The organism is Arthrobacter phoenicis (assembly GCF_047238215.1).
Taxonomy (GTDB): domain Bacteria; phylum Actinomycetota; class Actinomycetes; order Actinomycetales; family Micrococcaceae; genus Arthrobacter.
This window is the reverse complement of the sequence record NZ_JBDFMK010000001.1, coordinates 1,221,180-1,233,546: the sequence shown is the minus strand read 5'-3', so window position 1 is coordinate 1,233,546 and position 12,367 is coordinate 1,221,180. Positions and strand designations below refer to the sequence as shown.

The following is a 12,367-nucleotide window of genomic DNA, read 5'->3' as shown; positions in this document are numbered from 1 at the left end:
CGGCGCCGCGGAAGCTAGTGGCCGACGCCGGCGAACGCGAGGGCCTGCCGGATTAGGGCGCCGCGGCCGCCGCTGAACTCGAGCTGGACGTCCGAGCGGAGCACCTCATCCGGGGTCATCCAGGTCAGTTCGAGCGCGTCCTGGCGCGGGGAGCACTCGCCGGTGACCGGGATGACGTAGGCCAGGGCGACGGCGTGCTGCCGGTCGTCCGTGTAGCCGGTGTGCGAGGGGGAGGGAAAGTATTCGGCCACGGTGAACGGCACGGGGCTGACCGGCAGCTGCGGGAACGCCAGCGGGCCGAGGTCTTTTTCCATGTGCCGCAGCAGCGCGGCGCGGATGGTTTCGCGGTACAGCACCCGGCCGGAGACCAGGGAGCGGACCATGGTGCCGTCCTCGTCGGCCTGCAGCAGCGTGCCCACCTCGTTCACGAACCCGAGCGGGTCCAGCCGGACCGGCACGGCCTCGACGTAGACCATCGGCAACCGGCCCCTGGCCTCGAAGAGGTCGTCGTCGGAGAGCCAGCCGGGATTCGGGTCGGGGGTGCGCACGTTCATGCTTAAGTTCTACCCCATCCGGGCTGGACGGACGTGGTGGACGGGGTCAGTCCGCCGCCGGGGCCCGGGAGATCCAGAGTGGGTGGGCGTGCGCGGCGCCGGCCTCCGCGTCGGGGTTGGCCAGGTGCAGCAGCGGGATCGGGGACTCCTCCACCAGGGCGGCATCCTCCCCGGCGTCCTCGAGCCGGCGGCGGAGTTCCCCGAGGTCGCCGGCGTACTCGAACGCGAGTCCCGCCGCAGCCTGTCCCGAACCCGGTGCACCCGTCCCGATCATCAGGATCCCGCCGTTCTTGGCGGTGAAGGACTCCGCTTCCTCCGCGCTGCCGGTGCCGGGCCCGGCGCCGGGGATGGGGCGCGGGCGGGCGCCGATGTCCCGCAGCGTACGGGCGGCGGTGGCGGGATCCGCGGCAAACCAGAGGCCGACGACGGCGAGGTCCGGATCCGCGTCCGGCGCGCCGCCCCAGCCGCCGTCGGCCGCGCGGACCGCGGGGTCGGCCAGGAAGCTGAACCCGTCGGCTGCGGTGATCTTGCAGGTGGAGCCGTGCTCGGCGTCGAGGACCTCCGCCCGGGTGCCCTGCCCGGAACCGTCGGGAGCCCCGGCAGTGCCGGCGGACTCCGCCGTGCGGCGGGCAAACTCGGCCAGGTCTCCGACCTCGACGCCGAAGTCTGTGCTGCCGTCCTCCGCGGAGCCGGCCTCGGCGAAGTGCAGCGCCAGGCGGCCGGACCCGGCGTCGAACTCGCGCCAGGTGGCGTCGTCCACCGTCTTGACCAGGCCCAGCGCGGTCAGCAGCCGCTCCCATTCGTCCATGCGGGAGGTGTAGTGGATGGGACGGACGCGCAGCATGGGGTCTCCCTCGTGGGTGTGGGCCGGGAGCACAATAGTGCCATGGCTGTTGAGCTGATGGAACTGCTGGTGAAGGACGCCGCCGCGTGGCGGGCATGGCTGCAGGACCACCACGGGACCAGCCCCGGCGTGTGGCTGGTGCTGCACAAGAAGGGCGGCTCGGTCACCGAGCTGGACTACGAAGCCGCGCTGCAGGAGGCCCTCTGCTTCGGCTGGATCGACGGCCAGGGCCGGCGCCGGGATGAGGAGAGCTCGTTCCAGCGGATGACCCGCCGGGGTCCGAAGAGTGTCTGGTCGGCCCGGAACGTGGACCGGATCGCCCGGCTTGAGGCGGAGGGGCGGATGGCGCCCGCGGGACGCGCCGCCGTCGAGAGCGCCAAGGCGGACGGCCGCTGGGAGGCCGCGTACGAGGGTCAGGCGACCGCCGAGATGCCGGCGGACCTTGCCGCGGCGATCGCGGCGGACCCGCGGGCGCAGGCCATGTTCGAGGTCCTCACCTCCGTCAACCGGTACGCGCTGATCTACCGGATCAACGCCGTGAAGCAGGCCGCCACCCGGGAGCGGAAGATCGCCGGGTTCGTCGAGATGCTGGCCCGGTACGAGACTCCGCACCCGCAGGCGCGCAAGCCGGCCCGCCCGGAGAATCAGCGCCCTGCGAATCAAGACCCAAAGAGTTCGGGCCCGGGGAGTTCCCGGTAACCGCACGGAGGGCGGACAGCCGGATGTGGCAAGGTGGACCAGTGCCTATCACCGAACGCCAGCAGCAGCGCGGAGCCCGCCGGACCCCGCCCTCGCAGCGGACGGTGTTCTTCGCCGCGGCGGCGCTGTTGGTGGCCGGGGAGGCCGTCTTCTGGCTGATGGTGGCCAGCATCCAGACCAACTCCGGGCTGGCCGTGTTCGACGGCGGGATCCACGACGCCCTGGTGGACCACCGGTCCCCGCTGGCCACCGCCGTCCTCACGGCCGTCAGTACCGTCACCGCGCCGGCCGTGCTCACAGTGATCGGCGGCGTCTTGGCCCTGGGATGGGCGCTGCTCCGGCGCGAACTCTGGCGCCCCGGGCTGTTCCTGGCGGCGGTGCTGGCCGCGGCCGCCGCCACCACCCTGGTCAAGCAGATGGTCTCCCGCGCCCGGCCGTCCGCCTCCGATTTCCTGATGGGCCCGGACGATGCGCTGTCCTTCCCGTCCGGCCACACGCTCGGCGCCGGGGTGTTCCTGCTGGTCCTCGGGTACCTGCTGCTCGGCAGCGCGGCCGCCCGCCCGGCGCGGCGTTCGACGGCGGCCCTGGCCCTGGCCGGCGCCGTGCTGGGAACGCTGGTGGTCGGCTTCAGCCGGCTCTACCTGGGCTACCACTGGCTGACCGACGTGGTGGCCTCGCTGGGCCTGGCGGTGGCGCTCGCCGGCGTCGCCGTCCTGGTGGACGGGCTCCGCAGCGCCCGGCGCACGTCGCCGGACGCCTAGAAGGCCACCCCGAGGGCCTGCGCCAGCACCACGGCCGAGGCCGAGGACCACGCCTGCGGGTGGCACGAGGCCGGGTACGGCACCGCTGTGCCGGACTCAGCGGCGGTCACCCCGGCGAAGAGCTCCGGGAGGCGGTGGCCGAAGGCCGTGGACGCCGCCAGCAGCCCCTCGGCCAGCACCCGTGCCTCGTCGGTGAATCCCTCGGCCAGGAGTCCGCGCACCGCGATGGCCGTGTCGTGGCTCCAGACCGATCCGCAGTGGTAGCTGAAGGGCCAGAACCCGGTGGCCCGGCGGGACAGGGTGTGCAGGCCGTAGCCGGAGAACAGCTCCGGGCTCAGCAGCCGATCCGCCACCAGTCGCGACTCGGCGGGGTCGAGGATCCCGGTGCCGAGCAGGTGGCCCATGTTCGAGCCGGGAACATCCAGCGGGGTGCCGTGGCCGTCCAGGGCCATGGCGGGGAACCGGCCGCCGTCGTCCTCCACCCAGAAACGGTCGCGGAAGGCGTCCCTGAGGCCCGCGGCGAAGTCCCGTAGCTCCGCGGCGCCCGGTTCGCCGTAGGCGTCGAAGAGGTCCGCGGCCTCCAGGGCGGCCTGGTAGGCGTAGCCCTGCACCTCGGCGAGGGCGATCGGCCCGTCTGCCTGCCGCCCGTCGCGGAACTGCATGGCGTCGCGGGAGTCCTTCCAGCCCTGGTTGCTCAGTCCGTGGCCGGAGGTGTCCTGGTAGCTGAGGAATCCGCCGTTACCGGCATCCCGTCCCGCCGCGCCGGCCGCCAGCAGCCAGTCCGCGGCGCGCGCGGCGTTGGGCAGCAGGGAGCGGACCGCGGCGTCGTCGGTGCCGGCCCGGCCGAGCTCGCCGAACAGGCACAACCACAGCGGCGTTGAGTCCACGGCACCGAAGTACACCGGCGGCAGCCGCAGCGCCTGGCTCTCGAGAATCAGTTCCTTGGCCCGCAACTCGTGCAGGATCTTGCCCGGCTCCTCCGCCGCGGCGGGATCCGTCTTCGTGCCCTGGTGCGCGGCGAGGGCCCGCAGGGTGCCCGTGGCGAGGGCCGCGTCGAAGGGCAGCAGCAGCCGCGCGGCCCAGAGCGAGTCCCGGCCAAACAGGGTGAAGTACCAGGGGGCGCCGGCGGCGAGGAACGGGGCGTCCGGGGCCGCGCGGGTGGCCAGCCGCAGCCCGTCCAGCTCATCCAGGGAGTTATCCAGCAGGGCACCCAGCGGCCCGGCGGGGCGGTCGCGGACGGACCGGGCCGCCGGGACGTGCGCGGGGACGACGGCGTCGCCGGTGTCCGTCAGGGTGGCCTGCCACTCGGCCTCCATCGGGCGCCCGGCGGACGCGGTGCCGCGCCAGACGAGGCAGCCGTCCTCCACCCGGCCGGGGGCGGCGACGGTCAGGGTCTTGCCCTCCTCGGCCCACCGCAGCGAGGAGCCGTCCGCGGACACGGGCTCCAGCGGCTCCCGGAAGCGGCCCAGCCGGATGGCGGCCATGTCCGTGAAGTCGGCGGCCAGCCGCACCCGGAGTTCGGCCTCCAGCTGCGGCAGCGAGGTGGACAGGCGGAGCGAGACCCGGACGGCGCCGGGAGTCACGGTCCAGGTCTGCACGAGTTCGACGGCGGGGTCCTCGGTGGGTCCCTCGATGCCGCGGACCAGGCCGCGCACGGTGAGTACGCCGCCGGGCGCCGGCTCCACGGTGGCCGGCTCCGGGGCGAAGCCGTTGACGGTGGTCTCGGCCCGGCTCAACATCCGGGTGTCGCCGTGGAGCAGACCGGTGAACCAGCCGCCGCCGTCGGCCAGCCGGCCCTCGGCGTCCAGCCACAGCTGGGTGGGGGCGGCCACGGAACAGTGCTGGCGGTGCAGGGCTGGTTGTACGCTCATCCGACCAGCCTAGGACCCCGCCGCCCCGGGAGGGCCCTAAGCCTGCGGGGTGTCCTCTACCGGGAAGGCCACGGCCTCGCCCACCACGCGCAGGCACAGCTCGGTACCGGGCCGCGCGATCGAGGCGTTCCAGTGCCGGATGGTGATGATTTCGCCGCCGCCGGGGTAGCGGTGGTCCGCGACGTCGCCCTCGGCCAGCTTAGATGGGACCGGGAGCTGAAGCCGGACCGTGGTTTCGGGGCCGAAGTAGTCGGTATCCACCACGGTGCCGCGGATGGGGCCGTCCTCGGCGATGCGGATCTGTTCGGGCCGCAGCATCAGCTGGACCCGGCCCTGCGCCGGCGGGCGGCGGACCGGGATGCCGCCGAGGGAGCAGGTGGCCAGGGACCCCTCCATCCAGGCGTCCAGGATCACGGCGTCGCCCAGGAACTCCGCCGTCGCCCGGTCCGCAGGGCGGGTGTAGACCACGAACGGATTGCCGATCTGGGCGAGCTTGCCGCCGCGCATCACGGCCACCTGGTCCGCGAAGGAGAGCGCCTCGGCCTGGTCGTGGGTGACCAGGATGGTGGTGACCCCAGCATCCTGGAGGACCTTGCCCACGGTGCGGCGGGTGGCCACGCGCAGGCCGGCGTCGAGGGCGGAGAACGGCTCGTCCAGCAGCATCAGCTCCGGTTCGCGGGCCAGGGCGCGAGCCAGGGCCACGCGCTGCTGCTGGCCGCCGGAGAGCTGGTGCGGCCGCCGCTTGGCCATCGCCGGGTCCAGCGCCACCATCTCCAGCAGCTCGGCCACCCGGGCCTTGACACCGCGGTGCCCGCCGGAGAGCTTGCCGGCGTCGAGCCCGAACGCGACGTTCTGGCCCACGGTCAGGTGCGGGAAGAGCGCGCCGTCCTGCGCCACGTAGCCCACCTGCCGCTTGTGCGCCGGGACCCAGGTGCCGTCGCCGGCCACCTTCTGCCCGCCCAGGGAGATGCTGCCGGTGTCCGGGTGCTCGAACCCGGCGATCAGCCGCAGCAGGGTGGTCTTACCCGACCCCGACGGGCCCACGATCGCCGTCGTGCCGCCGCGGGCGACCGAGAGGTTGACGCCCTTAAGCACGGCCTGGGAGCCGAAGTTCTTGGTCACGGCCGCGACCTCAAGGTGGCTGTTGGTGCTGGGCGCCACGGAGGCGGCGATCCGGGGTTCCGGGAGCCGGGAGGGCTGTTGTTCGGTCACTGTCCCGCTGCTTTCTTGGACTGCTGGAAGAGGAGGTAGGTCATCGGGGCGGAGAGCAGGATCATCAGCAGCGCATACGGTGCGGCGCCGGCGTAGTCGATCTCGCTGCTCTTGCTCCAGAATTCGGTGGCCAGGGTGCGCGTGCCGTTCGGGGAGAGCAGCAGCGTGGCCGTCAGTTCGTTCACGATCGCCAGGAACACCAGCGCCGCGCCGCCGGCCGCCGCCGGGGCGGTCAGCCGCAGGGTGACGCGCAGGAACGCCAGCAGCGGCGGCTTGCCGAGGGCCTGCGCGGCCTCGTCGAGTTCCTTCGGTGCCTGGGCCAGCCCGGAGCGCAGGTTTACCAGCGCCCGCGGCAGGAACAAGAGCACGTAGGCGGCGATCAGCAGCGTGGTGGTCTGGTACAGGTCCGGCGCCACCCGGATGCTGACGGTAACGAAGGCCAGGCCGACGACGATCCCGGGCATCGAGCTGGTGACGTAGTTCGAGAGCTCCAGGGCCTTGCTGAACCAGCTGGGGCGGCGCACCGCGAGGTAGGCCATCGGGAACGCGACGACCGTGGTGGCGGCGGCCCCGGCGAGCCCGTAGCCCAGGGTCTGCAGCAGGGCCGGCAGGAACTCTTCGGCGGACCAGATCTCCGCGCCGCCGGCCACGATCCAGCGCACCACGAAGGTCAGCGGCAGGCCGAACGCCAAGGCGGTGACGGCCAGCAGGAACAGCTGGGCCGGTGCCTGGTAGAAGCGCAGCGGCAGCCGCAGGGCCCTCGCCTGGGCCCCGGAGCCCACCCGGGCGTAGCGGGCGGTGCCGCGGCCGCGGACCTCCACCAGCAGCAGGATCAGGCAGAAGAACACCAGCACGCTGGCCAGCATGTTGCCGGCGGCCCCGTTGAAGGTGGACTGGTACTGGACCATGATCGCGGTGGTGAAGGTGTCGAAGCGGATCATCGCGAACGCGCCGTACTCGGCCAGAAGGTGCAGCGCCACCAGCAGCGCACCGCCGGTCATCGCGATCCGCAGCTGCGGCAGCACCACCCGGAAAAACGCCCGCCACGCGCCTAGCCCCAGGGACGCCGCGGACTGTTCAATCGCCGGGTCCAGCCGGCTGAGGGTGGCCGCGGCCGGAATGTAAACCAGCGGGAAGTAGGACAGCGTGGCGATCAGGACCCCGGACCACAGGCCGCCCAGCGACGGGACGGCCGATACCCAGGCGTAGCTGTTGACGAACGCGGGGATGGCCAGGGGAGCGGCCAGCAGCACGGCCCACCCCCGGCGGCCCTTGAGCGTGGTCCGTTCCACCAGCCACGCCCCGCCGACGCCGATCACCAGGCAGAGCGGGACGGTGAAGATCATCAGCAGCACGGTGTTCAGCAGCAGCTCACCCACCCGTGCCCGGAAGATCAGGCTGACGGCGGTGTCCCATCCGGTGGCAACGGTCATCACCGCCACGTAACCCAGGGGAAGGAGGGAGAACAGGGCGATCAGGACCGCCAGGATGGCCACCACGGACACGCCGAACGGCGGGCGGGGGCGCTTGCCCCGGCCCGCCGTCGTCGTGCTTCCGGTGGTCCCGGGAGCCGCCAGCGTCTTGGTCACTGGTTTAGAGCAGTCCTGCCTTGGTCATCAGATCGGTGACCTTGGCGGAGTTGAGCTTGGCCGGATCGACCTTGGGTGCCTGCAGGTCCTTGATCGGGACCAGCTTGTCGTTCGACGGCACGTCGGAGGCGATCGCGTATTCGAAGGAGGTGCCCTTCTGCAGGATCTCCTGGCCCTTCTTCCCGGTGATGAACTTCAGGAAGGCCTGGGCCGCGCCGGCGTTCTTCGAGGACTTCAGCACGCCGCCGCCGGAGACGGAGAGGAACGCGCCAGGGTCCTGGTTCTTGAAGAAGTACGGCGTGACCTTGTTCGAGTTCTCGCCGGTCTTCGCCTGGTCGCCGTAGTAGTAGTAGTGGTAGATCAGGGCGGCATCGACCTCGCCGGCGTTGACGGCCTTCATGGCGGTGCTGTTGCCCTTGTAGGACTTGTAGTTGTCCTTCATGCCCTTGAGCCAGGCCTCCGTGGCGGCCTCACCCTTGAGTTCGAGCAGGGCGGAGACGATCGCCTGGAAGTCGGCGCCCGACGGCGACGCGGCCCACTTGCCCTTCCACTCCGGGTTGGCCAGATCCAGCATGGACTTGGGCAGCTTGTCCTCGCTGATCTTGGTCTTGTCATAGACCAGGACGGTGGAGCGGGCGGCGATGCCGGTCCACTTGTTGGTGGACGGGCGGAATTCGGAGGGAACCTGGGCGACGGTGGCCGGGTCCACGTCGGCGAAGAGGCCGGCATTCTCCACCTGGGCCATGGCCGGGGAGTTCTCGGTCAGGAAGACGTCGGCGCGGGTGGCCTGACCCTCCTGGATGATCTGGTTGGACATCTCGGTGTCCGAACCCTGGCGGAGGGTCACCTTCACGCCGGTCTCGGCGGTGAACTCGTCCACCCACTCCTTGGTGAGGGATTCATGCTGGGCGTTGTAGACCGTGATCTCACCGGAGGGCTTGCCGTCGGCACCGGCACTGCTGCCGGAGGAGGACGAACCGGAGCCACAGGCTGCGAGGCCGAGTGCGGCGGTGGCGGCGAGGGCGACGCCCGCCAGCGCGTTCTTGCGGATCTTCATGGGGCTGCTTTCTGCAAGGAAAAGGTCGTAGGAACCCGCCTCCGTGAGCGGGAGGTTAGGGCATGCTCACTACAAAAAACTGTAGGTTAGCCAAACCTAAGCAACCAAGCCGAGAGCGTCTTAAGTGAGGGAGATCACACGAATTACGAAACTATTGCGTGACCTAATTGGTTTCGTTTACCCGCGGGGCCGTGGCGTTGACCACCGCGGGCGGTTCATCCGAGTGTTCCGCGTGCGCCTCGCTCGCCTCTTCTTCGCCCGGCTGCCCTTCCGATGGCTGCCCTTCAACCGGCTGCCCGGCCTCGTCGGCGTCGCTGATCATGGGCAGGCGGGACGCGATCGAGGCCGCGGCCTCCAGCACCATCCAGGCCTGCAGCTGGGTGGAGAGTTCGACGTCGGCCCCGGCCGGGTAGGTGCGGCGCGCGGGCAGCTCGGGCCGGGCGGAGAAGACCAACCGGGCACCGTTGCGGGCCAGCGGCTCGTTGGCGCCGACCACGCGCCGGCCCTCCCAGAAGGCCTCCGCCGTGTCCGTGACCAGCCGCGCCGCCGTCGCCCGGGTCTCCTCCGGAAGCCGCTCGTCCACCGCGGCGAGTGCCAGGTAGCGCACCAGGATCCCGCTGAAGAGACCGCCGTCGCCCGTTCCCTCGCCTCGGACCACCTCGCCGTGACGGCCCAGCAGCGGCGCGTCCACGGTGAGGTGCTCGCGGACCGCGGTGATCAGTTCCTGAGCCCGTGTCAGGTTCGCCTCGCCGCCAAGCTCCAGCAGGGCCCCAAGCACCGGCCCCTGGTTGTAGGTGTAGACGGCCTCCTCGAGCCGGGGCTCCCCTTCCGGCACGATCCGCAGGCCGTCCCGGTAGAGGCCCTGCTCCGGATCCAGCAGCCTGGCGTCCAGCCAGTCCAGCAGCGACTGCGCGCGCGCCGCCTGCCCGGTCCGGGCGTAGTGCAGCGCCACCGGCCCGGTCGCCGGGGTGTTCTTGAAGTCCCGCTTCTTGCTCCAGAACGTGCCGCCGCCCAAATCGTCGGTGGAGGCGGCGTCGAACTGTGCCCCCAGCCGGGTGAGCACGCGGGCGTTGCGGCGGCGGCCGGCGCTCTTGCGGCCGTCCTCGGCCAGGAGCTCCAGCCGCCGGGTGGCCAGGGCCAGCCAGGCCATGTCGTCGTAGTAGTTGTTGACCACGGTGAAGAGGTTCCGCACCCGGATGCCGTTGAGCAGGCGGGACGCCAGCTTGCCGGCGCTGGGCAGGTTCTTGCCGTCGAAGTGCGCCGGGGTGTGGCCCGCGACGCCGAGTTCCCGCCGCCCGGCGTCGACCAGGCAGTCCACGTAGTGCGCCTGCCACCAGTAGTGCCAGGGCCGGGAGAGGTTCTTCATCCGGCCGGAGGGACGGACGATGGCGCCGATGTGCGTGCCGGGGAGGAAGAAGAGGCGCTGGCCGAACAGCCGGGTCACCGAACGCGCGGCTTCGTCGGCGCGGAAGGACCAGTTCGGGGCAGGGGAATGGGCGGCGGCTGCGGTCATGGTCCCAGAGTAGTGGCGGGGGCGCCCGCGGCGCGGAATCTCCACGAATGGGTGCGCTCTGTGTCAATTCCAGTTAACGTGTACTAACTAACGTTTCCGGACGCCGAGGCCCGGCCGCCCTTGTGCGGCCGGGCAGGGGTTTCCACATCAAGGAGGATGTATGGACGTCTTGGGTACCGTCGCACTGATTACGGGCGGCGCGTCCGGGCTGGGCGCCGCCACCGCACGCAGGCTCTACGACGCCGGGGCCTCGGTGGTCCTGGTGGACCTGCCCGGCGCCGCGGGGGAGAGCCTCGCCGCCGAACTGAACGGGATGGAAGGCGCTGGGGCCGGTGCTGGCGCGAACCGGGCCGTGTTCGTGCCCGCGGACGTCACCAACGAGGAGCAGGTGCAGGCCGCCGTCGACGCCGCCGCGGAGCTGGGCCCGCTGCGGATCGTGCTGAACTGCGCCGGGATCGGCACCCCGGGCAAGGTCCTGGGCCGCGACGGCGTCCTGCCGCTGGAGGCCTTCAACCGCGTCATCCAGGTCAACCTGGTGGGCACCTTCAACGTCATCCGGCTCGCCGCCGCCGCGATGGCCACCACCGAGCCGGTGGCCACGGAGCTCGGCGGCCCCGAACGCGGCGTCATCATCAACACCGCCTCCGTCGCGGCCTTCGACGGCCAGATCGGCCAGCCCGCCTACGCGGCCTCCAAGGGCGCCGTCGCCGCCATGACGCTGCCGATCGCCCGCGAACTGGCGCGCTCGCTGATCCGCGTGGTGACCATCGCGCCGGGCATCTTCGAGACCCCCATGATGGCTGGGCTGCCGCAGGAGGCGCAGGACTCCCTGGGCCACCAGGTGCCGCACCCCTCCCGGCTGGGCCGGCCCGCGGAATACGCCAACCTCGCCGCGCACATCGTGGACAACGCCATGCTCAACGGCGAGACTATCCGGCTGGACGGCGCCATCCGGATGGGCCCGAAGTGACGCTCGCGATGGACCGCGTGCAGGGAGCGCAGGCGCAGGGGGACCGGGCGCGTGAGTCGGCTGTTTCCGGGGCCGCCGGCGGGCTTCCGGAGCTGCCCGGCGCCGATTTCTTCGGCTACGAGGCGCTGCTGAGCGACGTCGAACGCGCCAAGCTGGCCGAACTGCGCGGCTTCCTGGCCCGCGAGGTGGCGCCCTACGCGGAGGATTGGTGGAACCGCGCCGAATTCCCCGCGCACATCCTGCCCAAGCTGGCCGCCCTCGAGTTGAGCACGCCGGTCCAGCGCGGCTACAGCAACCTCTTCGCCGGGATCGTCATCGCCGAGATCACCCGGGTGGACACCTCGCTGGCCACCTTCTTCCTGGTCCACCACGACCTGTTCGTCGAGTCACTCTACGAATTCGGCTCCGAGGACCAGCGGGCGCGGCTGCTGGCGGACGCGGCGAGCCTACGTACCACCGGGGCCTTTGCCCTGACCGAACCGGACCACGGCTCCGACGTCGCCGGCGGCATGGAAACCAGGGCCCGGCGCGTCTCCGGCGGGGATGAGGGCGACTACTGGGTGCTCAACGGAGCCAAGCGCTGGATCGGCAACGGGACCTTCTGTGACTACATGCTGGTCTGGGCCCGCGACGAGGCCGACGGCGCCATCCGCGGCTTCATCGTCGACGCCACCCTTCCCGGGGTGAGCCGCAGCCGGATCGAGAACAAGATCGCGCTGCGGACCGTGCAGAACGCGGACATCGTCTTCGACGACGTGCGGGTGGCCGAGGCGGACCGCTTCGCCGGCATCAGCAGCTTCGAGGACACCAACGAGCTGCTGCGCGGCTCCCGGATCATGGTGGCGTGGCAGGCGGTGGGCCAGCAGCTGGCCGCGTTCGACGTCGCCCGGCAGTACGCCGTCGAACGCCGCCAGTTCGGCCGGCCGCTGGCGAAATTCCAGCTGGTCCAGCAGCAGCTGGTGACCATGCTGGGCAATGCGGTGGCGAGCACCGGGATGATGGTGCGGATCGCCCAGCTGGAGGACGCCGGTGCCGCGGACATGCCGCAGGTGGCTCTCGCGAAGTCCTACGCCAGCGCCCGGATGCGGGAGACCGTGGCGATGGGGCGGTCGCTGCTGGGCGGCAACGGCATCGTCACCGACTACCGGATGGCCAAAATCTTCGCCGACGCCGAGGCGATCTACACCTACGAGGGCTCCTTCGAGATCAACAGTCTGATCGCAGGCCGGGCGGTCACCGGGGTCTCGGCAATCGTCTAAAGCCACCCGACCTTGGCCGGGCCGCAGTGCGCTGCGTC

The 12,367-nt window shown here is 71.5% G+C and carries 11 protein-coding genes; 4 read left to right on the top strand and 7 right to left on the bottom strand.

Going from position 1 to position 12,367, the window contains the following annotated elements; genetic code table 11:
* Positions 1 to 14: 14 nt before the first annotated feature.
* Positions 15 to 554 (bottom strand): NUDIX hydrolase family protein, encoded by a 540-nt coding sequence (locus ABC337_RS05635; protein ID WP_290256702.1) that lies wholly within the window; start codon positions 552 to 554, stop codon positions 15 to 17.
* 46 nt (positions 555 to 600) lie between these two features.
* Complete coding sequence (locus ABC337_RS05630) at positions 601 to 1,398, bottom strand: VOC family protein (RefSeq protein WP_412884809.1); 798 nt, start codon at positions 1,396 to 1,398, stop codon at positions 601 to 603.
* Between the two features lie 42 nt (positions 1,399 to 1,440).
* Between ABC337_RS05630 and ABC337_RS05625 the strand changes: the two genes are divergently transcribed.
* Together ABC337_RS05625 and ABC337_RS05620 are read left to right on the top strand one after the other, a co-directional pair.
* Complete coding sequence (locus ABC337_RS05625) at positions 1,441 to 2,097, top strand: YdeI/OmpD-associated family protein (RefSeq protein ID WP_412884810.1); 657 nt, start codon at positions 1,441 to 1,443, stop codon at positions 2,095 to 2,097.
* A 41-nt stretch (positions 2,098 to 2,138) separates the two neighbouring features.
* Positions 2,139 to 2,858: a phosphatase PAP2 family protein gene (locus ABC337_RS05620; protein WP_412884811.1), complete on the top strand. Its 720-nt coding sequence runs from the start codon at positions 2,139 to 2,141 to the stop codon at positions 2,856 to 2,858.
* Here the strand turns inward: ABC337_RS05620 and ABC337_RS05615 are convergent.
* From ABC337_RS05615 to ABC337_RS05595, 5 genes are all read right to left on the bottom strand, one after another.
* Positions 2,855 to 4,729, bottom strand: coding sequence for a glycogen debranching N-terminal domain-containing protein (locus ABC337_RS05615; protein ID WP_412884812.1), 1,875 nt, complete (start codon positions 4,727 to 4,729; stop codon positions 2,855 to 2,857). The genes ABC337_RS05620 and ABC337_RS05615 overlap by 4 nt on opposite strands.
* A 36-nt stretch (positions 4,730 to 4,765) precedes the next feature.
* On the bottom strand, positions 4,766 to 5,941 hold the full coding sequence (locus ABC337_RS05610) for an ABC transporter ATP-binding protein (RefSeq protein WP_412884813.1): 1,176 nt from the start codon (positions 5,939 to 5,941) through the stop codon (positions 4,766 to 4,768).
* Positions 5,938 to 7,530 carry an ABC transporter permease gene (locus ABC337_RS05605; protein ID WP_412884814.1) on the bottom strand — a complete coding sequence of 531 codons (1,593 nt, stop codon included), beginning with the start codon at positions 7,528 to 7,530 and terminating at the stop codon, positions 5,938 to 5,940. The genes ABC337_RS05610 and ABC337_RS05605 overlap by 4 nt, the downstream gene beginning before the upstream one ends.
* 4 nt (positions 7,531 to 7,534) lie before the next feature.
* Positions 7,535 to 8,587 carry an iron ABC transporter substrate-binding protein gene (locus tag ABC337_RS05600; protein ID WP_412884815.1) on the bottom strand — a complete coding sequence of 351 codons (1,053 nt, stop codon included), beginning with the start codon at positions 8,585 to 8,587 and terminating at the stop codon, positions 7,535 to 7,537.
* A gap of 163 nt (positions 8,588 to 8,750) precedes the next feature.
* Positions 8,751 to 10,100, bottom strand: coding sequence for a glycoside hydrolase family 76 protein (locus ABC337_RS05595; RefSeq protein ID WP_412884816.1), 1,350 nt, complete (start codon positions 10,098 to 10,100; stop codon positions 8,751 to 8,753).
* A gap of 160 nt (positions 10,101 to 10,260) precedes the next feature.
* On the opposite strand from ABC337_RS05595, the gene ABC337_RS05590 reads away from it, so the two are divergent.
* Together ABC337_RS05590 and ABC337_RS05585 are read left to right on the top strand one after the other, a co-directional pair.
* A complete protein-coding gene (locus ABC337_RS05590; RefSeq protein ID WP_412884817.1) occupies positions 10,261 to 11,070 on the top strand; it encodes an SDR family NAD(P)-dependent oxidoreductase in 810 nt (269 codons plus the stop codon).
* The gene (locus ABC337_RS05585; RefSeq protein ID WP_412884818.1) at positions 11,067 to 12,329 is read left to right on the top strand and encodes an acyl-CoA dehydrogenase family protein; all 1,263 of its coding nucleotides are present in this window, start codon (positions 11,067 to 11,069) and stop codon (positions 12,327 to 12,329) included. The genes ABC337_RS05590 and ABC337_RS05585 overlap by 4 nt, the downstream gene beginning before the upstream one ends.
* Positions 12,330 to 12,367: the final 38 nt, after the last annotated feature.